The organism is Paractinoplanes toevensis (genome assembly GCF_018332695.1).
Classification (GTDB): domain Bacteria; phylum Actinomycetota; class Actinomycetes; order Mycobacteriales; family Micromonosporaceae; genus Actinoplanes; species Actinoplanes toevensis.
In genome coordinates, this window is sequence record NZ_BOQN01000087.1 from 181044 (window position 1) to 200582 (window position 19539).

Here is a 19539-nt window from a genome sequence, read left to right on the forward strand (position 1 = left end):
TCTCCCATCGGCCCGATAGAGTCACGGTCATGGATGAGATGGGGTACGACGAGCGGCGCTTGCGGCAATGGACGGCCGGTGTGGCCCGCGGGTTCTCCCGGCGGGACTTCCTGAAGCTCAGCGCCGCGGTCGGCGGGGTCGCGGTGCTGCCCGACGTCGCGGCGGCCGGCCCCATCCTCAAGCCGCTGCCGCCCGAGCTGTTCACCGTCTTCGGCACCAATGCCGAGATGCGCTGGTCGGCGATGCGTGACCAGGGCTTCCACGTGCCGATCGACCGGTTCTTCGTGCGCAACCACACCAGCACGCCGGTCATCGACGCCGCGGCGTGGCGGCTCGAGATCTTCGGCGCCGGGCTGCGCGGCGGGCCGGTCACTCTCAGCCTCGCCGACCTCAAGCGGTTCCCGGCCGAGACCCACTCGGTCGCGGTCGAGTGCGCCGGCAACGGCCGCAGTTACTACACCAAACAGCAGGGCCAGACCGTTTCCGGTACGGCGTGGGGGCTCGGCGCGGTGGGGGTGGCCCGCTGGCGGGGCGTACGCCTCGGGCACGTCCTGCGCCGGGCCGGTCTGAGCCGGCACGCCGTGGACGTGCAGCCCGAAGGCCTGGACCCGCACTACGTCACCGGCGGCGTCGACCTCGGCCCGGTGCGCCGCCCGATGCCGATCGGCAAGGCCCTGGACGACGTGCTGCTGGCCTACGAGATGAACGGCGAGCCGCTGCCGGCCGACCACGGCCACCCGGTGCGCGTGGTGGTGCCGCACTGGATCGGCATCTCGTCGATCAAGTGGGTGGGCCGCATCGAGGTGTCCGCCGAGCCGCTCTTCTCCCCGTGGAACACCCAGTTCTACCGGCTGTTCGGCGAGGGCTACCCGGTCGACGGGCAGCCGTTCGACCGGCAGGTCGTCAAGAGCGCGTTCGAGCTGGACCCGGGCGCCACGTTCCCGGCCGGGGTGCGCACGACGCTGCGCGGCCGGTCCTGGTCGGCGAACGGCTCGATCCGCCGGGTCGAGGTGAGCACCGACGGCGGCGCGCACTGGCACCGGGCCCGGCCGTTCGGCCCGGCCGGCGGCGCGTGGCAGCGCTGGGAGCTCGACTGGACGCCGGCGGCCGGCCCGCACGAGCTGCTCGCCCGGGCCACCGACGTGCGCGGGAACACCCAGCCCGACGTGGCCCGGCACAACGCCCTCGGCTACCTGTTCGACGCGGTGGTGCGGGTCCCGGTCAGCGCGGGCTGACCAGGCCGCCGAGGATCGCGTCGATCGCGGACAGCATCTCCCGGGTGCGGGGGCGCAGATCGGCGAGCGGCTCGACGGCCGCGTCCAGGTCGCCGGCGCGGGCGGCCTGTTCCAAGCGGTCGCACACGTCGGCCAGGTCGCGCGCGCCCAGGTTGGCGGCCACCCCCTTGAGCTGGTGGGCCTCCTCGCGCAGCCGGTCCGCGTCGTCCATCGCGACCGCCTGGACGATCTCCTCGACGTGGCCGGGTGCGTGCGCGCTGAGCTTGCTCAGCAACCCGCCCAGTTCGGCCGGGCCGAGCGCCGCCCCGGCTCCGCGGAGCAGGTCGAGGCGTTCCTGGATCTGCTCCCGTACGCCCTTGCGGGCCCACCGTTCCAGGGCCTTCGCGACCCCGGCCGGCATCAGCGGCTTGGCGATGTGGTCGTCCATCCCGGCCGTGAGGCAGCGTTCCCGGTCCTCCGGCAGGGCGCCCGCGGTCATCGCGATGATCGGCACGTGCCGCCCCTCCCCCTCGGCCCGGCGGATCGCGACCGTCGCCTCGTAGCCGTCCATCTCCGGCATCAGGCAGTCCATCAGGATGGCCTGGTAGTCCCGCCGGGCCGCCATCTCGACCGCCTCCCGGCCGTTGCCGGCCACGTCGGCGGTCCAGCCCAGGTTGGCCAGGATACCGAGGGCGACGGTCTGGTTGATGTCGTTGTCCTCGACCAGCAGCACGTGCCCGCCGCCCGGCGACGGCTGCACCGCGGCGTCCTCGTCCGGGCGGGAGAGCAGTTCGGCGGGGTTCACGGCCGGCCACAGCGGCACGGTGAACCAGAACGTGCTGCCCTTGCCGGCCTCGCTGGTCAGGCCGATGTCGCCGCCGAGCACGCCGACGAGCTCGCGGCTGATGGCCAGGCCGAGGCCGGTGCCGCCGAAGCGCCGGGTGGTGCTCGCGTCGGCCTGGATGAACGGCTCGAACAGCCCGGCCTGCTGGTCGGCGTCGATGCCGATGCCGGTGTCGGACACCTCGAACCGCACCGGGACCCGGCCGGCCGGGAAGTCGCCGGTGGCCGGGGTGGCGGTGAGCGAGACCCGGCCGCGCGCGGTGAACTTCACCGCGTTGCCGGCCAGGTTGAGCAGCACCTGCCGCAGCTTGCCGGGGTCACCGCTGACCGGGGCGGCCAGGTCCGGGTGGCAGTGCGACGTGACGACCAGGGAGGTGGCGCCGGAGACGTCGGCGACCAGGCCGACCACCTCGTCGAGCAGCCGCCCGATCTCGAAGTCGGCCCGTTCCAGCACGACCTTGCCGGCCTCCAGCTTGGAGAAGTCGAGCACGTCGTTGATCACCGACAGCAGGGCCACCCCGGCGTTGTTGATGCCCTGCGCGTAGCGGCGCTGGGTGTCGCCCAGCTCGGTGTTGAGCAGCAGGCCGGACAGCCCGATCACGCCGTTCATCGGGGTGCGGATCTCGTGGCTCATCGACGCCAGGAACTGCGACTTCAGCCGGGCGGTCTCGACAGCCTGGTCGCGGGCCTGGGCGAGGGCCTGCTCGGTCTGCCGGCGGGCGGTGATGTCGCGGGCGAACGCGTGGAACGTGGAACGGTCGTCGCGGCGGACCCGCCACATGGTCAGCTCGATCGGCAGGTGGGTGCCGTCGGCGCGGACGGCGGCCATCTCGGTGGGCCGGTCGAGCAGCCAGTCCCAGCGTCCTTCGAGGACCCGGCCGAGGGCGGCGCCGTAACGCCGGGGCAGGATCGTGTCCACCACGTGCCGGCCCAGCACCTGGGCCCGGGTCCAGCCGAAGACCTGCTCGGACTGCCGGTTCCACTCGGTGATCAGGCCGCGGTAGTCCATGCTGATGAACGGGTCGCTGGCCGCCGTCATGATCATCTGGAACTGCTCGCGCTCGAACCGCAGGCGCTGCTCGGCCTCCACCTCGGCGGTGATGTCGTGCGAGATGGTGGAGGCGCCCACGATCGTCCCGCTCGGGTCGCGGATCGGCGCCATGCTCAGCGACACGTAGATGGTGGTGCCGTCCTGGCGTACCCGCCGGGTCTCGTGGTGTTTGATCAGTTCCCCGGATCGCACTCGGGCGAGCAGCCGGCGTTCCTCGTCGGGCCGGTCGGCCGGCAGGATGACCGTGACGTCCCGGCCGATCATCTCCTGCGCGGTGTAACCGTAGAGGCGGGCCGCGCCCGGGTTCCAGGTGAGGATGGTGCCGTCCAGGGTCTTGGAGACGATGGCGTCGCTGGAGGCGGCCACGATGCCGGCCAGCTGCGCGTCCGACTGGGCCTGCGCGATCCGGTCGGTGACGTCCTGCACGGTGGCGAACACGACCGTGCCGCCCTCGCCGTCCAGCGCGGCCAGGCTGATCTCGACCGGGCATTCGGTGCCGTCGCCGCACAGCGCGGTCAGCCGCAGCCCTTCGCCCATCTTGCGCGGGACCGGCGCGGCCAGGTAGTCGCGGCGCATCTGCCGGTGCCGGTCCCGTTGCGTCGCGGGGATCAGCGTCTCGACCGGCATCCCGATCAGCTGCTCCCGGCGGTAGCGGAAGACCTGCACGGCGCGCGCGTTCGCGAGCATGATGACGCCGTCGGAGTCCACGCAGATCATCGCCTCCGGCGAGGCGTCGAGCAGGGCCTTGAACTTACCCTCGGCGATCCGCAACTGGGTGATCTCGGTGGTCACCCCGCAGACGGCGTACGCCTCACCGCGGTCGTCCCGAAGCGCGAAGACGGTGGTCACGAACGTGCGGCTGCCGCTCTCGACCTCGAACACCAGCGGTTCCTCGGAGCCCACCACGAGCCGGTCCCGGCGCTCGATCTCGGCCATCTTCTCCTCGGTGTGGATCTCCCGGTCCAGCCGGCCGGCGGCGGTGCCCGGCGCGATGCCGTACATCTGCTCGAAGGCGGCACTGGCCATCCGGTAGCGGCCGTCGAGGCCCTTGATGAAGAACGCGGTCGGGGTGTGCCGCATGATCGTCTCGAGCTGGGCGTGCCGGCCCAGCTCGACCCGGGCGGCGCTGTCGGCCGCCTCCATCCGGGCCGCGCGGGAACCGGTCACCAGGCTGACGATCACGACCAGGGCCACGTTCACGGCGACCAGGACGGCACCCCGCTCGCCCGCGTCCACCAGCCAGCCGGCCACCGGCAGCGCGATCATCGCGGCGGCCAGCATGCGCCGGGTCATCATGGCGCTGACCGTGCGGTCGCCGAGCACCCAGACCAGGCCGGTGCCGGCCGGGGCGGGCAGCAGCGCGGCCGCCGCCGCGATCACCGCGATCGCGGTGCCGAGCGGCAGGCTGCGGTAGCCGGGCAGGGCGGGCGCCTGCAGCAGCACGCTGTAGACGGTGAGTACGCCGATCACGCCGGCGCAGATCGCGGCGCCCTGCCCGGTGGCGACCGCGCGCGGCCGGTCACTGCCGAGCAGCTCGACCTGGGCCGCCGCGAGCAGCAGGAACGCGGCGACCGCGGTGGGCGAGAGGTCCAGTCCGGCCTGCGTTCCCGGTGCTGTCCCGGCCAGCGCCGACCCGATGGCGACCGCGGCGGCCAGCAGCGGCAGCGCGGTGGCTTTGCGGCGGCGCGGCCCGGTGAACCGGGCGTGGCCGATCGCGCCCGCGCCGAGCAGCAGCAGGCAGAGCGCGGCGGCACCCGGCCCGCTCTCCTGCTTCAGGGCCGCGAAGATCAGCAGCCCGGCACCGAACACCCCGGTGAGGGCACCCATCGACTGCGAGAAGATCGTTCCGAGCCGGGAGGCCGGCCGGTCGGCGGCGCCCGGAACGAGAGACATATATCCGGAATATCACCTTCGGACGGTGTTTGCGACGGTAACTTCCCAGGAGAGCGATCTTCGGGAGGGGATGCGGTGGCGACCGTGCTTGTCGTGGACGATGTGGCGGCGAACCGGGAACTGATGGCCATGCTGCTCGGCTACCGCGGCCACGAGGTCATCGAGGCGTGCGACGGCGCCGACGCCCTCGCCCTCGCCCAGAGCCGGCACCCCGACGTGGTCGTCTCGGACGTGCTGATGCCCGGCATCGACGGCCTGGAGATGGTGCACCGCCTGCGCAACGCGCCCGACGAGCAGGCCGCGCACGTCCCGGTGATCTTCTACACGGCCAACTACCTCGAACCGGAGACCCGGCCGATCGCCGAGGCGTGCGGCGTCTCCCAGGTGGTGCTGCGCAGCGCCGACCCGCGCGAGCTGCTCGACGCGGTCGAGGTGGCCCTGCGCAACGGCCCGGTCGAGATCACCCCACGGCCGGCCGACGAGTTCGCCGCCGTGCACGCGCGCGCCATCAACGCGAAGCTGGTGGAGAAGGTCCGGGCGCTGCGGCACACCGAACGCCGCTTCGAGGCGATGGCCGCGTCCTCCCCGGTGGGCATCGTGCTGCTGGACGCCGACGGGGACGCCACCTACGTCAACCCGCGCCTCTCCGCGATCGCCGGCGACCAGGCCGACCGGCTGCTCGGGCGCGGCTGGCTGAACCTGCTCGACCCGGAGACCCACGACGAGGCCCTGGCCGTGGTGCACGCCGGTGCCGCCGAGGCGGTCGAGCACCGCTACCGCGCCCGGATCGTCCGCCCCGACGGGGAGGCGCGCTGGCTGCGCGTACACCTGCGGCCCGTCCGGGACGCCGAGGCCGAGCTGTCCGGTGCCGTGGTGATGGTCGACGACATCACCGACGTGGTCGCGGCCGAGGAGCGGGCCGGCTGGGAGGTGCGCCAGCGGCAGGCCGAGGCGCGCCGCCGCGACGCCGAACGCCTGGACAGCCTGCGCCGGATGGCCGGCGGCATGGCTCACGACTTCAACAACCTGCTCGGCGCGATGCTCGGCTTCCTGACCCTGGCCATCGAGCAGATCACCGACGAGATCGAGGCCGGCCGGCTGGCCCGCACCACCGGCGAGGCCCTGCTGGACGACCTGAGCCAGGTCACCAAGGGCGGCGAGCGGGCCACCAAGCTCACCGAGCAGCTCCTGGCGTTCGGCCGCCGGGAGATCAGCCAGCCGGAACTGGTCGACCTGGACGCGTTTCTGGCCAACGCGGCCGGCGGCCTGGCCGAGGCGGCCGGCGCCGGCATCAAACTGGACCTGCGCCCGGGCGACGTCCCGCCGGTGCGGATCGATCCGAAACTGCTCGACCGGCTGCTGAACATCCTGGTGCACAACGCCCGCGACGCCATGCCGGACGGCGGCACCATCACCGTCACCAGCGGCCGCTCGGCCCACGGCCAGGCCACCATCACGGTGGCCGACGACGGCCGCGGCATGCCGCCCGACGTGCTGGCCCGCGCGTTCGAGCCGTTCTTCTCCACCAAGGCCGGCAGCCGCACCGCCGGCCTCGGCCTGGCCACCGCCCACGGCGTGGTCAGCCAGGCCGGCGGCGACCTGACCCTGGACTCCGAGGTGGGCCGCGGCACCACGGTGCTGATCCGGCTCCCGGCCGCCGAGAACGCGCCGGTCCGCGCGCGGGAGACCGCCGCACCGGTCACCCCGGCGATCCCGCAGCCGGCCAACGGCGACCTGACCGTCCTGCTGGTCGACGACGAGAAGGACCTGCGCGAGGTGACCGCCCGGTTCATCGCGAAGGCCGGTTACCGGGTGCTGACCGCCGGGAGCGGCGCCGAAGCCCTGATCGTGGCCGCGCGGCACCACGACCCGATCCACTGCCTGGTCACCGATGTGGTGATGCCCGGCATGGACGGCCGCCAGCTGGCCCACCGTTTCCTCACCGACCGCCCCGACACCAAGGTCATCTTCATTTCCGGGTACGCCGAGGCGCTCATCGACGAGAACGGCCGCTCCCTCGAACCGGGGCGGACGATCCTGGCCAAGCCGTTCAGCAGCGCCGAGCTCATCGGGGCACTGAAGGCGGCGCTGGCGGGATGAGCACGGCGAGCATCGCCGCGACGGTGCCGACGTACGCCTCGTTGTCGACCGTCTCGTCCCACACGGTCTGCACCAGCAGGCCCTGGTAGAGCGCGATCAGGATGCGGGCCAGCGCGTCCGGGTCGAAACCCGGCGCCAGCTGCTCGATCAGGGCCGCCACCGCCGCACGCGGACCATCGACGTTGCGCCGGGACAGCTCCCGCACCCGCGGGTTGCGCACCGCCTCGGCCCAGATCTGCACGCTGAGCCGCAACCGCTCGGCCGACTCCGGCGCGCCCACCGACCGCAGGTAGTCCAGGTAGGCGGCGACCCGCTGGTCGGCCGGGCCGGTGGCGAACACCTGCCGCTGGTCGTGCCACTCGGCGACGATCGCGGCGATCACGTCGTCCTTGCCCGCGAAGTAGCGGTAGACCAGGCCGGCACTGATCCCCGACTCCCGGACGATGTCTTGCATGGACGTACGGTGGAAGCCGTCCCGGGCGAAGCAGGCGGCCGCCGCGTCCAGGATCTGCCGCCGGCGGGCGGCCAGGTATTCGTCGCTGACCTTGGGCATTACTGGATCTCCGCCGCCGCGACCCGGTAGAAGGTGGCCGCCTCCTCGTGCCGCCCGAGCGGCTCGAGATAGCGATCGGCGGCCTCCCGGGTGGACATGTCGAGGGCCAGCCGCATGCCCCGCTCGGCAAGATAGCCACCGAGGCGGGCCGGGTCGAAGCCGAACGTCCACGGCTCGCCCTGGCGCCGCACCGCTTCCGGCCACGGCCCGGCGTCGATCGCGCCGTCCAGCACCCGCCGGTCGACGTAGGTGAGGATGAGCCGGCTGCCGGTGGCGGTCAGGTCCGCGATCCGGCGCAGGGTGGCGTCGACGGCCGGCGCGGTCAGGTAGTTGGTGACGCCCTCCCAGACCACGACGGTCGGCTCCAGCGCCGCGAAACCGTTGCGCAGCAGGGCTTCGCCAAGATCTTCAACCAGCAGATCCACCGGTACGAAGTGGACGTGCCGCCGCCGCTCGGGTCGCACCGCGCCCCGGATCAACCGGCGCTTCACCGCCTGGGTGGCAGGATGGTCGGCCTCGAACACGGCGACCCGATCGATCCCGGGCAGCCGGTAGGCGCGACTGTCGTAACCGGCCCCGAGCAGCAGCACCTGCCGCGCTCCCCCGGCGAGAGCCTCGCCGACCAGATCGTCGATGAGCCGGGTGCGCGCCACCGCCGAGGGCCGCGGCCCCGGCCAGCGCGAGTCGATGAACCGCGAGAGCCGCAGCCCGACCGGCCGCACCCGCGCGGCCCGGGCGAGCAGCCGATAGCCCCCACCGAGGAACCGCACCGCGAGCGGGTCGTCGAACACCCGGTCGTGCCCGCGCGCCGTCTCCAGCGCCCGGAACAGGGCCACTTGCTGCGCGGTGCGGCTCGCCTTGTTCTGCACAAGCCCGACAATAATGAACGAGCGTCCATTTTTCCAGGCCGGCTCTACCCTCGGCTAGGCGCTGGCCCGCACGCTGGTCGGGAACAGCGTCGTGCACCAGTTGCCGGGACTGATCCCCTGGCAGTACGCGCTGTGGCCGCTGTTCTGTCGCGCGTAGACCTTGAAGTTCTCATTGCCGTTGCAGTTGACCCAGTTGTAGATCGTGGCCATCCGGTCGCTGCTGTTGTACCAGGACTTGGTCTTGTTGTTGTAGGCCGAGGCCAGGTTCCAGCAGTGCGCCACCCCGTTCTCGGTGTGGCTGTAGATGTCGTTCATCTTCAGGGCCCACAGCGTTCCGTCCTGCAGGTCCCCCTCCCACAGGCAGAGGTAGTCCAGGCTGGGACAGGACGCGGCCGCCACTCGCACCTCGGTGACCGACCTGCTGACGGCCTGGTCCACCTTCTCCATGGTCACGAGCTCACCGGAGGGCAGCAGCTGCAGCCACTGCTCGCCGACGGCCGCGCTCGCCTGGTTGAGTTGCGTGGGACGGGCGGCCTCGAGGGGTGCCGCCTGGGCGAGGGGCGTTCCGATCCCGAAGGCAAGCGTGAAGGCCGCGGCCGCGGCGAGTATCCGGAGGGTACGGTTCATGATGTCTCCCCGTGAAGATCAAGTAGGACGCGCCGATCGTAGGGGAGATCCGTTGTGGACGCTGCCCCCCTCGGTCCAGGCGGGCGTGGCCGAGGTCCAGGTCGTCGTCGCCCACCAGCTGTGCGCCACGCTGCGCGTCGGGGACGTGTTCCTCAAGATCGACGGCGACCAGGCGCGCACCGACGTCGAGGTCGCCGCGATGGCGCTGGCCCCGATCCCCACCCCGCGGGTTCTCTGGCGGAAACCGCCGGTGCTCGCGCTCGCCGCCCTCCCCGGCACCGCCCTCGGCCGGCTCGGCGAGCCGTCCCCCGCGTCCCCGGCGGCCTGGGTCGCCGCGGGTGCCGCCGTCCGCCGGCTGCACGACACGCCGCTGCCGCCCTGGCCCGGCCGCAGCCCCGAGGATCTCGCCGCCGAACTCGACGCCGAGTGCGCGTGGCTCACCACCAACGACGTCCTGCCGGCCGGCCTGATCACCCGTAACCGCGAGCTGGCCGAGACCGCGCTCCGGCCGTGGACACCCGTGTTCATCCACGGCGACCTGCAGATCACCCACGTGTTCACCGACGGCGACGAGATCACCGGCGTGCTCGACTGGTCCGAGGCCGCCCGCGGTGACGCCCTGTTCGACCTCGCCACCCTGACCCTCGGCCACGAGGAGCACCTGGACGACGTCCTCGCCGGCTACGGCACCGCGGCCGACCGGGATCTGATCCGCGCGTGGTGGTCGCTGCGCAGCCTGCTGGCCATCCGCTGGCTGGCCGAGCACGGCTTCGACCCGTCCGCACCCGGCTGCGAGGTCGACGTGCTGCGGAAAAACGGTTGACCTGCGTGATGGGGTGGCACCATGGTCACCCTCTCCGCCGGGCTGTCACCGGCCGCTCTGCAAGCCATCGCCGATCTGGAGCACCGCGTGGTCGCGGCCGACGGCGGGCGGCTGAAACTGGAGTGGAACGCGTTGCGCCACCGCTCCGGCGAGACAGTCGAGGACGTCCTGTGCTGGGACGGCGAGCGGCTGCTCGGGTTCCTGGGCGTCTACGCGCACGGCGCGCCGGCCCTGGAGCTGGCCGGCATGGTCGATCCGGCGGCCCGGGGCCGAGGGATCGGCACCGCGCTGCTGAGCGCCGGCCTGAAGCTGTGCCAGGAGCGCGAGCACAGCTCGGTGCTGCTGGTCGTGCCCCGGCCCTCGGTCGCCGGCCGGTCATTGGCCGAGCGGCACGGCGGCCGCCCCGACCACAGCGAGCATGCCCTGGAGATGCCCGGCGACCCGGTCGACGTGCCCGCCGACCCCCGGATCACCGTGCGCCCCGCCACCGAGGCCGACCAGCCGGCCGTGCGGGAACTCCTGCGGCTAGGTTTCGGCTGGGAGCCGCCCGAGTCGGCCGGCCACGACCCGAACACCCTCGTGGTCGAGCGCGACGGCCGGCCGGTCGGCACCGCCCGCCTGCACCGGGAAGGCGACCGGGCCGGCGTCTACGGCTTCGTCGTCCACCCCGACCTCCAGGGCCGCGGCATCGGCCGGGACGTCCTGCACCGCCTGTGCCGAACGGCCCGCGCCGACGGCGCCACCGTCGTCCACCTGGAGGTGGAGACCAGCAACGACCGCGCCCTGAAGCTCTACACGTCGCTCGGTTTCCAGCCGGTGATCACCGAGGACTACTACGCCTTCTAGAAATCTTCGCGGGTCGAAGGCTCGCCAGTATCCAGAAAGGAAGGATTCCCAGCTTCGGCGCGCTTTCAATCAAACCTTTTCCGTACGGGCCGGCTCAGTCCCCTGACACGCGGTCCCGGCAGGTGCACCCCACCCTCCGCGCACCCGCTGCGGGCGGGCCCGACCCCGATCTTGTGGACTCACCGTGCGGACAGAGCCGCAAGTCCGCACGATCTGCAATGGCGCCGGGCCGGGTGGGCGCGTGAGAGGTTGTGCGGTTTCACCCGCCGCGTTTTCCCGCGAGATCTTGGAAAGTGCGGCACAGAGCGGGATGCGAACTCGACAAGTTCGCCGCGGGTCGTCCGGTCGTTGCCGGATATAGACGGCATATCGGGGTGCCGTGCCCGGAAAATGGGAGCGTCGCCCGCAGGGCGGGATCGTGGGCCCGCGATATGGAATGCCCGCCCGGCCGCGCTCAACGTCGCCACGGCCGAGTTGAACACGTCTTCTGGTAGCTGTCGATCAGGGCGGCGGGGCCGGGGCGCTGCCGCCCCGGCCCGTGTCTCAGACGCCGACCGGGACGTCGCCGCGCAGGGTGATGCGGTGCATGACGCGGCGCTGGGTGCCGTAGTCGCGGTTGGCGTAGTGGGCGGTGCTGCGGTTGTCCCACATGGCCACGTCGCCGGGGCGCCAGCGGTGCTTGACGATGTGCTCCGGCTTGGTCAGGTGGGCGTAGAGCAGGTCGAGGATGCCCCGGCTCTCGAACTCGGACACCCCGACGATGTGCGAGGTGAAACCCGGGTTCACGAAGATGCCCTTGCGGCCGGTCTCCGGGTGCACCCGCACCACCGGGTGCTCGACCGGGGTCAGCTGGGTGACCACCTCGCCGTCCCACTCGTTGCCCTTGCCGCCGCGGCGCTGGGCCAGGTAGTAGCCGAACTCCCGGTTGCCGTCGTGCACCGCGGTCAGCGAGTCGGCCAGCCGCTGGACCGGCGCGGACAGCGAGTCGTAGGCCAGCTGCGCGTCGGCCCACTGGGTGTCGCCGCCGGTCGGGGGCAGCGTCACTGCCCGCAGGATCGAGCCGAGCGGCGGGCGGCGCATGAACGTCACGTCGGTGTGCCACACGTCGGCGAAGCCGTTGTCGGCGCTGTCCAGCGCGTACACCTCGGGGTGGGCCTCGTCGACGCCGCCCACCACCGGGTGGGAGGCGGTCAGTTCGCCGATGCGCCGGCCCAGCGCCACCTGGCCGTCGTCGTCGAGGAGCTGGTCGCGGAAGAACAGCACCTTCCGGTCGACCAGTGCTTCGCGCAGCGCGGCCAGCTCGGTGTCGGGGACCGAGGCCAGGTCGACGCCGTGCACGATGGCCCCGAAGTGCGGGCCGAGCGGTTCGAGCTCTTTCATGCGAACACTCCCGGGTGTCGGACCGCGGCACCCACCTGGGTGCGCGCCGCGGCGAAGGCGGGCCGGCCGCGCAGTTCCTCCGGGTCGATCCCGGTGCGCGGCAGATCGATCGGCAGGTCGAGGGCGATCCGGCCGGGCCGGGGGGTCAGCACGACCACCCGGCTGCCGAGGAAGACCGCCTCGTCCACGCTGTGCGTCACGAACACGCAGGTGCGGCCGGTCTCCGCGCTGACCCGGCGCAGGTCCTCCTGCAGCCGTTCCCGGGTCAGCGCGTCGAGGGCCGCGAACGGCTCGTCGAGCAGCAGCAGCGGGTTGTCGACGGCCAGGGCGCGGGCGATCGCCACCCGCTGCTGCTGGCCGCCGGAGATCTGCCAGGTGCGGCGCTTGGCGACGTCCTGCAGGCCGACCCGTTCGAGGAGGGCCTCGATCCGGGCCGTCGTCGGGGTCTGGCCGGCGTAGCGCAGCGCCATGGCGATGTTGCCGCCGACCGTTCGCCACGGGAACAGCCTCGGCTGCTGGAAGACCAGCCCGGCACCGCGGCCGGGCACCGGCGGCACCCCGGCCGCCAGCACCGTGCCCGCGGTCGGCTGCTCGAACCCGGCGATCAACCGCAGCAGCGTGCTCTTCCCGCAGCCCGACGCACCGACGAGGACGAGGAACTCGCCGGACGGCACGGAGAGGGAGATCGGCCCGACCGCGGTGACGTCGCCGTAGGAATGTTCGACGCCGGACAGGACGACCGCGTCAGCCGAGGACACCGGGCAGGCCCTTCACGTAGATGGCCTTCTGCACGTCGGCCAGGGCGGGCACGGCGTCGATCTTCTGCTGCTTCTTGAGGAAGTCGGCCGCGCTGACCAGGTTGTCGGCGAGTTTGCCGACGCTGCCCTCGGTGCCCAGCCACTCCGGCGAGGAGATGTCGGCCGGCTTGAGGAACACGCCCTGCGACAGCTGGTCCTGCGCCTCGGCCGGGCTGAGGTTGAGTTCGGCGCCGATCGACTTGGCCGCACCGGCCGGGTCCGACGCGATCAGGTCGAGCGCCTGTGCCTCGGCCTTGCGCCAGGCGTCGACCGCCTCGGGGTGGGCGGTGGCGAACGCGGTGGACACCACGCCCAGGTCGAGCGTCGGCTTGCCGGCGGTGGCCAGCTCCCGGCTGCTGATCAGCACCTTGCCGTCCTTCTTCAGCGCGGCGAGCGACGGCAGCCAGGTGTACGCCGCGTCCAGGTCGCCGCGGGTCCAGGCGGCCTGGATGTCCTGCGGCTCGAGGTCGACGATGGTGAGCTCGGATTCCTTCACGCCCGCCTTGTCCAGGGCGGCGAGCAGGCTGTAGTGGGCGGTCGATGCGAACGGCGTGGCCACCTTCTTGCCCTTGAGGCCGGCCACGTCGGTGACGCCGGACCCGTTGCGGGCGACCAGCGCCTCGTTGTCACCGGCCACATCCAGCACGAACGCCACCTGGTAGGGGATGTTCAGCGGGGCGGACAGTCCACGGGCGACCGGGGACGAGCCGATGGCCGCGATGTCCAGGCTCTTCGCCACGAATGCCGTGTTGATCGAGGCACCGGAGTCGAACTTCGTCCAGGTGATCTTGTAGTCGGGCAGCGCCTTCTCCAGCAGCCCCTGATTCTTCACGACCAGGTCGCCGCTCGGGAACGCCTGATAGGCGATGCGAATCGACTTGTCGGATGCCGAGGAGCCCCCGCCGCTGGCGGCACCGTTGCCGCAGCCGGCGAGGACGACGGCGGCGGCCAGCACGCCAATGATCTTCTTCATGGAAACTCCCCTATCTAGGCGCGACCCCGCCACGGGATCAGCCGTTTCTCGGCGATCTGCAGCAGGGCGTCGATGAGCAGGCCGGAGAGGCCGATGGCGAACAGTCCGAGGACGACCACGTCGGTCTGCGAGTAGCGCTGGGCGTCGCGGACCATGCCGCCGATGCCGGGAACGCCGTTGATGGTCTCGGCGGCGACGACCGACGAGTAGGCGACGCCCACCGCGATCCGCACGCCGGTGAAGATCTCCGGCAGGGCGTGCGGCAGCACCACGTCCCGCACCGCCTGCCACTTGCCGGCGCCGAGCGCCCGGGCCGCCTCGACCAGGCCGGTGGGCGCGCCGAGCACGGCCGCGGCGGTGGCCACCGCGACCGGCGGCAGGGCGGCGATGGAGAGCAGCCACAGCTTCGGCGTCTCGTCGATGCCGAACCAGATGATGAAGAGGCTGAAGTACGCGAGGGGCGGCAGCGCCCGCACGAACGTCACCACCGGCTCGGTGACCACCCGGAACCAGGTGACCGTGCCCATGATCAGGCCGAGCACGAGGCCACCCGCGACACCGATCGCCGAGCCGATCAGGATGCGCCGCAGCGAGACGCCGAGGTGCTCGATCAGCAGGTGCCCGCTGTAGCCGCGGATGCCACCGTGGACGGTCGAGGTGACGATCAGCTGGTGCCAGACCGCCCCGGGGGATGGGATGAAGGTCGGGTTCCGCGTGGTGCGCGCCGCGATCTCCCACAGCCCGTACAACACGACCAGCGCGACCAGGCGCAGGAGGATGCGGCGCTTGCGCCGCGGCGAGGCGAGGGTCGCGCTCGGCGCGACCGCCACGGGACGGGTTTCCAGCGATGTCGACAAGGGGGTCACTCCAGGAGGGGCGCGAGTGACCAATTCCTATCTTGCCTATCGGTTTTATGCAACCAGTTGTCCCGGCTGCTGGACACCCAGCACCGACCGGATCTCGGCGGCGACCGCCTCGGCCACCCGCGGGTCGGATCCGTTGCGGGCCCGCAGCAGCAGGTCGGCGGACTGCACCGGCGGCAGATCGGGCCGGGCGACCACGCCGTCCGGAGTGGAGGCCGTCTCGGCCATCAGGGCCACCCCGAGCCCGGATCGCACGGCGTCGAGCACCCCGGCCGCATAGCCGGAGTCACACACCACATAGGGGTCCAGACCTCGCGCGGCCAGCGCGGCCAAGGCCCGGCGGCGCAGCACGCACGGCTCCTCGATGGCCACCACCGGCCATCCGCGGCCGGCCGGCGGCTGCCAGCCGGGCGCCGCGTACCACCGCAGGGGCAGCGAGCCCACCGGCACACCGGTGGCGCTGGACGCCTCGGCCAGGTGCACGGCCAGGTCGATCACGCCGCGGTCGACCGCGTCGTCGAGGCGCCGGGTGCGGTCGATCCGGAAGCGGACCTGATGGCCGGGCAGCGCCGCGGTGACGGCGGGCAGGATGAGATCGGCGGCGTGCTCAGTGGTCCCGACGGTCACCGTGGGCCGGTCGGCACCGACCAGCCGGCGCAGCGCGTCGTCGTGCGCGCCCAGGATGCGGCGGGCCTCGCCGAGCAGCGCCTGCCCGTCCGGGGTGAACGCGGCGCCGCGACCCTGCCGCTCGAACAGCGGCCGGCCGATCACCTTCTCCAGCCGGCGAACATGCTGGCTGACCGCCGACTGACTGATCAGCAGCGTGGTCGCGGCCCGGTGGAAGCCACCGCAGTCGGCGACCGCGACGAGGCTGCGCAACGCGACGATGTCCAGCACGTGTCCCATGGCGGCGACGCTAGCAGCGAACTGATAAGAAATTCTATTTAATTCCGATGGGATATCAGTATTGGACATCACCGCCGGGCCGACCGCATGCTGGCGTTCATGACGACTGCGTACGACGAACCCAGCGGCATCGCCGCCCGCGGCACCGTGCTGGTGGCGGCCGGCCGCGGTGAGACCGAAGCCGCCTACGAGCGGTTCGGCCGCCGCATCGCCGCCGACGGCTACCGGGTCCGGGTCCTGCCGGACGTCACCGCCGATCTGGAGGCCGGCTTCGCCGAAGCCGGGAAACTGCTGGTGGACGACGCCCTGCCGGGCCCGCGGGTGGTCGTCGGCTCGGACACCGGCGCCCTGTTCGCGCTCACCCTGGCCGCCCGCCGCGCCCCCGGCCTGGACGCGCTGATCCTGGCCGGCCTGCCGGTGGCGACCCCACGGCCGGCGTCGGTGAACCTGCTGGGCTGGGCGGCCGAGGTCGAGGCCCGCACGGCCTGCCCGAACCACCAGCGGGTGCTGGGCAGTGGCGCGGCGACCCCGGGCGCCCTTCTTTCGGCCCAAATTCCTACCGAACTAATCGGCCATGCAGGCAATGTGGCGCTGCCCACGCTGGGCGTGCACGGCGACGCCGACACGGTTAGCCCGCTCGCCGAGGCGAGCGCCCATTACCCCGGCCCGGTCGTCGCGATCACCGGCGGCCGGCACGACGTGCTCAACGACGTCACCCACCGCACGGTCGCCGCCACCATCATCCTCTTCCTCGAGCGCCTGCGGCTCGGCGCCGACCTGCCGGTGATCGCGACGGTCCGGTCGTGAGCCGCTACATCGTCATCGGGGCCGGCGCGGTCGGCGCGTCGATCGCCGCCGAACTGCACCGGGCCGGAGTGGACACCCTGCTGGTGGCGCGGGGCACGCACCTCGAGGCGCTGCGCGCGAACGGCCTGCGCTACGTCCGCCCGGACGGCGAGCACAGCCTGCACCCGCCGGTGGTGAGCGGCCCGGCCGAGGCCGAACTGGCCGAGGGCGACGTGCTGCTGCTCGCCACCAAGACCCAGGACACCGCCGCCGCCGTCGCCGCGTGGGCGTGGCAGCCGGTGAAGCGGGCCGACGGCAGCACCGGCACGGCCGCCGCCGAGCTGCCGATCGTCACCCTGCAGAACGGCCTGGAGAACGAGCGGATCGCACTGCGCTCGTTCGCCCGGGTGATCGGCGGCGTGGTGTGGATCCCGGCCCTGCACGTCGAACCGGGCGTGGTGGTCAACCGGGGCGCGCCGGAACCGGCCGTGCTGTGGCTGGGCCGCTATCCGGACGGCACCGAGCGGGTCACCGCCATCGCCGAGGACCTGCGCCGCGGCGGTTTCACCACGCACGTGGTGCCGGACATCGCCGCGCACAAGGCCGCGAAGCTGATCGGCAACCTGGTCAACGGGCTCGACGCGCTCTACCCCGCCAGTCCGCTGCGGGCCGCCGCCCTGGCCGCGCTGCGGGACGAGGCCACCGCCGTCTACGCCGCGGCCGGCATCACCCCGGCCAAGCCCGATCCGGGCGGCTTCCGCGCCGCCGAGATCCCCGGCCACGAACGCGGCGGCAACTCGACCTGGCAGAGCCTCGCCCGGCAGGTGCCACCCGAGATCGACTACCTGAACGGCGAGATCGTGCTGCTCGGCCGCCTGCACGGGGTGGCGACCCCGCACAACGAGGCGATCCGCCGGCGGGTGCAGCGGGCGGTCGCCGAGGCCACCCCGGCCGGCACGCTCGGCGACGCCGACCTCGCCGCCACCCTGCCCGGCCTGACCGTCGAGGTGGAGCGCCCGCCGGTGCTGATCACCGCGGCCGACCTCTACCGCCGGGTGGCCGAGCCGGACGGCCCGGTGCTGCTCGACGTGCGCTGGCAGCTGGGCGACCCGCACGGCGCCGACCACTACCGCGAGGCCCACATCCCCGGCGCCCGCTACGTCGACCTGGAGACCGAGCTCTCCGGGCCGCACGCGCCCGGCGCCGGCCGCCATCCCCTGCCGGGCATCGAGCAACTCCAGAAGGCGGCCCGCCGCTGGGGCATCACCCGAGAACGCGGGGTGGTCGTCTACGACAACACCGGCGGACTGGCGGCCGCACGGGCCTGGTGGCTGCTGCGCTGGGCCGGCGTACCCGACGTACGCATCCTCGACGGCGGCCTAACCGCCTGGCGGACCGAAGGCTACGGCGTCGGCCAGGGCGAAGCCCGGCCGCGCCCGGCGAGCGACATCGTCCTCGACGGCGGGCACCTGCCGGTCCTGAGCGCCGACGAGGCCGCCACCCTACCGGCCACCGGCACCCTGCTGGACGCCCGGGCCGGCGAGCGCTACCGCGGCGAGGTGGAACCGATCGACCCGCGGGCCGGGCACATCCCGGGCGCGATCAGCGCACCCACCACCGGCAACCTGCGCGCCGGCGTACCCCTCTTCAAGAGCGCCGACGAGCTGCGCGAGCGGTTCGCCGGGGTGCGGGGCCAGGTCGGCGTCTACTGCGGATCCGGGGTCACCGCCGCCCACGAGATCGCCGCCCTGGCGGTGGCCGGCATCGACGCCGCCCTATACCCCGGTTCCTGGTCGGCCTGGTCGGCCGACCCGGACCGGCCGGTCGCCACCGGCGAGACGCCATGAAACCCGTCGACCTCGCCCAACTGCCGGCGGTCACGGCCGCGTTGGCCGCAGGAGCCGGAGAGTACGACCGGAGCGGCGCGTTCCCGCACACCGGCATCCAGGCGGTGCACGAGGCCGGCCTGCTCACCGCCACGGTGGGCCGGCAGTACGGCGGGCCCGGCCTCGGCGTCGACGGCCTAACCCGGATCCTGCTCGCCCTGGGCCGCGGCGACCCGTCGGTGGCCCTGATCGCCTCGATGACCCAGCTCCCGCACCTGTTCCAGGCGCTGCGCCCGACCTGGCCGGCCACCGTGTACGCCGACGTGCTGGCGGCGTCGGAGTCCGGGCCGGCCCTGCTGAACACCTGCCGGGTCGAACCCGACCTCGGCTCCCCGTCCCGGGGCGGACTGCCGGCCACGGTCGCCCGCCGCACGGCGAACGGGTGGTCGCTGTCCGGCCGGAAACGGTTCGTCACCGGCGCGGCCGGCCTGCGCTACTTCCTGGTCTGGGCCGGCACCGACGAGCCGGCACCCCGGGTCGGCACGTTCGTCGTCCCGGCCGACACCCTCGGCATCGAGGTGGTGCCCGCCTGGAACCAACTGGGCCTGCGCGCCAGCGGCAGCCACGACGTGGTCTTCACCGACGTGCCGATCCCGCGCGACGACGTCCTCGACCTGGTCCCGGCCGACGACCCGGCCAAACAGGACAACCTCGCCGGTGGTGCCCTGCACCTGCCGCTGGCCGCCATCTACGTCGGCGTGGCCCGCGCCGCCCAGGACTGGTTCCACCGCTTCGCCCACGAACGCGTCCCGGCCAACCTGGGCCGGCCGATCGCCACCACCGACCGGTTCAAGGCGGCGGCCGGCGAGATCGAGACCCTGCTGTCCACCGCGGAACGGCTGCTGCTGGAGGCCACCGCCCGCTTCGCGGCCGGCACCCCGCCGACCGGTGCCGAGGCTCTGGCCGCCCGGGTGATCGCCAACCGGCATGCGGTCGCCGCCGTCACCCTGGCCACCCGCCTGCTGGGCAACCCCGGCCTCAACCGCGACAACCCGCTCGAGCGGCACTTCCGCGACGTGCAGTCCGCCCTGGTGCACGCCCCGCAGGAGGACGTCGCCCTGCAGGCGATCGGCGCGGCGGCACTGACCTCGGCCACCCTGGAGAACGCGTGATCCGCCCGGCACGGGAG

General features: G+C 72.9%; 16 protein-coding genes and 1 pseudogene. 8 read left to right on the forward strand and 9 right to left on the reverse strand.

Annotated features, from left to right (window positions below; genetic code table 11):
* Window positions 1-29: 29 nt before the first annotated feature.
* Window positions 30-1235, forward strand: a complete 1206-nt coding sequence (locus Ato02nite_RS33830; protein WP_213010736.1) for a sulfite oxidase — start codon at window positions 30-32, stop codon at window positions 1233-1235.
* Here the strand turns inward: Ato02nite_RS33830 and Ato02nite_RS33835 are convergent.
* Window positions 1222-5001: a PAS domain S-box protein gene (locus Ato02nite_RS33835; protein ID WP_213010737.1), complete on the reverse strand. Its 3780-nt coding sequence runs from the start codon at window positions 4999-5001 to the stop codon at window positions 1222-1224. The two genes, Ato02nite_RS33830 and Ato02nite_RS33835, sit on opposite strands and share 14 nt — an antisense overlap.
* Before the next feature lie 75 nt (window positions 5002-5076).
* Here Ato02nite_RS33835 and Ato02nite_RS33840 point away from each other — a divergent pair, with 75 nt between their 5' ends.
* Window positions 5077-7101 (forward strand): ATP-binding response regulator, encoded by a 2025-nt coding sequence (locus Ato02nite_RS33840; protein WP_213010738.1) that lies wholly within the window; start codon window positions 5077-5079, stop codon window positions 7099-7101.
* On the opposite strand, the gene Ato02nite_RS33845 is transcribed toward Ato02nite_RS33840, so the two are convergent.
* The 3 genes from Ato02nite_RS33845 to Ato02nite_RS33855 are packed head-to-tail and all read right to left on the reverse strand — an operon-like array spanning window position 7067 to window position 9150.
* Window positions 7067-7654: a TetR/AcrR family transcriptional regulator gene (locus Ato02nite_RS33845; protein WP_213010739.1), complete on the reverse strand. Its 588-nt coding sequence runs from the start codon at window positions 7652-7654 to the stop codon at window positions 7067-7069. The genes Ato02nite_RS33840 and Ato02nite_RS33845 overlap by 35 nt on opposite strands.
* Window positions 7654-8523: a class I SAM-dependent methyltransferase gene (locus tag Ato02nite_RS33850; RefSeq protein ID WP_213010740.1), complete on the reverse strand. Its 870-nt coding sequence runs from the start codon at window positions 8521-8523 to the stop codon at window positions 7654-7656. Before Ato02nite_RS33850 ends, Ato02nite_RS33845 begins: the two co-directional genes overlap by 1 nt.
* 54 nt (window positions 8524-8577) lie before the next feature.
* Window positions 8578-9150, reverse strand: coding sequence for a peptidase inhibitor family I36 protein (locus Ato02nite_RS33855; RefSeq protein WP_213010741.1), 573 nt, complete (start codon window positions 9148-9150; stop codon window positions 8578-8580).
* A 52-nt stretch (window positions 9151-9202) separates the two neighbouring features.
* On the opposite strand from Ato02nite_RS33855, the gene Ato02nite_RS33860 reads away from it, so the two are divergent.
* Window positions 9203-9973 (forward strand): phosphotransferase family protein, encoded by a 771-nt coding sequence (locus Ato02nite_RS33860; protein ID WP_246607763.1) that lies wholly within the window; start codon window positions 9203-9205, stop codon window positions 9971-9973.
* A 21-nt stretch (window positions 9974-9994) separates the two neighbouring features.
* The gene (locus Ato02nite_RS33865) at window positions 9995-10819 is read left to right on the forward strand and encodes a GNAT family N-acetyltransferase (protein ID WP_213010742.1); all 825 of its coding nucleotides are present in this window, start codon (window positions 9995-9997) and stop codon (window positions 10817-10819) included.
* Window positions 10820-11362: 543 nt separating this feature from the next.
* Here Ato02nite_RS33865 and Ato02nite_RS33870 read toward each other — a convergent pair.
* The 5 genes from Ato02nite_RS33870 to Ato02nite_RS33890 are packed head-to-tail and all read right to left on the reverse strand — an operon-like array spanning window position 11363 to window position 15738.
* On the reverse strand, window positions 11363-12199 hold the full coding sequence (locus tag Ato02nite_RS33870; protein WP_213010743.1) for a TauD/TfdA dioxygenase family protein: 837 nt from the start codon (window positions 12197-12199) through the stop codon (window positions 11363-11365).
* Window positions 12196-12957 carry an ABC transporter ATP-binding protein gene (locus Ato02nite_RS33875; RefSeq protein WP_213010744.1) on the reverse strand — a complete coding sequence of 254 codons (762 nt, stop codon included), beginning with the start codon at window positions 12955-12957 and terminating at the stop codon, window positions 12196-12198. The genes Ato02nite_RS33870 and Ato02nite_RS33875 overlap by 4 nt, the downstream gene beginning before the upstream one ends.
* Window positions 12944-13969, reverse strand: a complete 1026-nt coding sequence (locus Ato02nite_RS33880) for a taurine ABC transporter substrate-binding protein (protein ID WP_213010745.1) — start codon at window positions 13967-13969, stop codon at window positions 12944-12946. The genes Ato02nite_RS33875 and Ato02nite_RS33880 overlap by 14 nt, the downstream gene beginning before the upstream one ends.
* 14 nt (window positions 13970-13983) lie before the next feature.
* Complete coding sequence (locus tag Ato02nite_RS33885; RefSeq protein ID WP_438873090.1) at window positions 13984-14835, reverse strand: ABC transporter permease; 852 nt, start codon at window positions 14833-14835, stop codon at window positions 13984-13986.
* 45 nt (window positions 14836-14880) lie between these two features.
* Entirely contained in the window at window positions 14881-15738 is an 858-nt protein-coding gene (locus Ato02nite_RS33890) for a LysR family transcriptional regulator (protein WP_213010747.1), read from the reverse strand.
* 99 nt (window positions 15739-15837) lie between these two features.
* On the opposite strand from Ato02nite_RS33890, the gene Ato02nite_RS33895 reads away from it, so the two are divergent.
* From Ato02nite_RS33895 to Ato02nite_RS33905, 4 genes and pseudogenes are all read left to right on the forward strand, one after another.
* Entirely contained in the window at window positions 15838-16545 is a 708-nt protein-coding gene (locus Ato02nite_RS33895) for an alpha/beta hydrolase (RefSeq protein WP_213010748.1), read from the forward strand.
* Window positions 16542-17432 (forward strand): annotated as a pseudogene (locus tag Ato02nite_RS53350) (ketopantoate reductase family protein); the annotation flags it as partial. The gene Ato02nite_RS33895 and the pseudogene Ato02nite_RS53350, both read left to right, overlap by 4 nt.
* A gap of 99 nt (window positions 17433-17531) precedes the next feature.
* On the forward strand, window positions 17532-18371 hold the full coding sequence (locus tag Ato02nite_RS53355) for a sulfurtransferase (RefSeq protein ID WP_438873091.1): 840 nt from the start codon (window positions 17532-17534) through the stop codon (window positions 18369-18371).
* Window positions 18368-19522: an acyl-CoA dehydrogenase family protein gene (locus Ato02nite_RS33905; RefSeq protein ID WP_213010750.1), complete on the forward strand. Its 1155-nt coding sequence runs from the start codon at window positions 18368-18370 to the stop codon at window positions 19520-19522. The genes Ato02nite_RS53355 and Ato02nite_RS33905 overlap by 4 nt, the downstream gene beginning before the upstream one ends.
* Window positions 19523-19539: the final 17 nt, after the last annotated feature.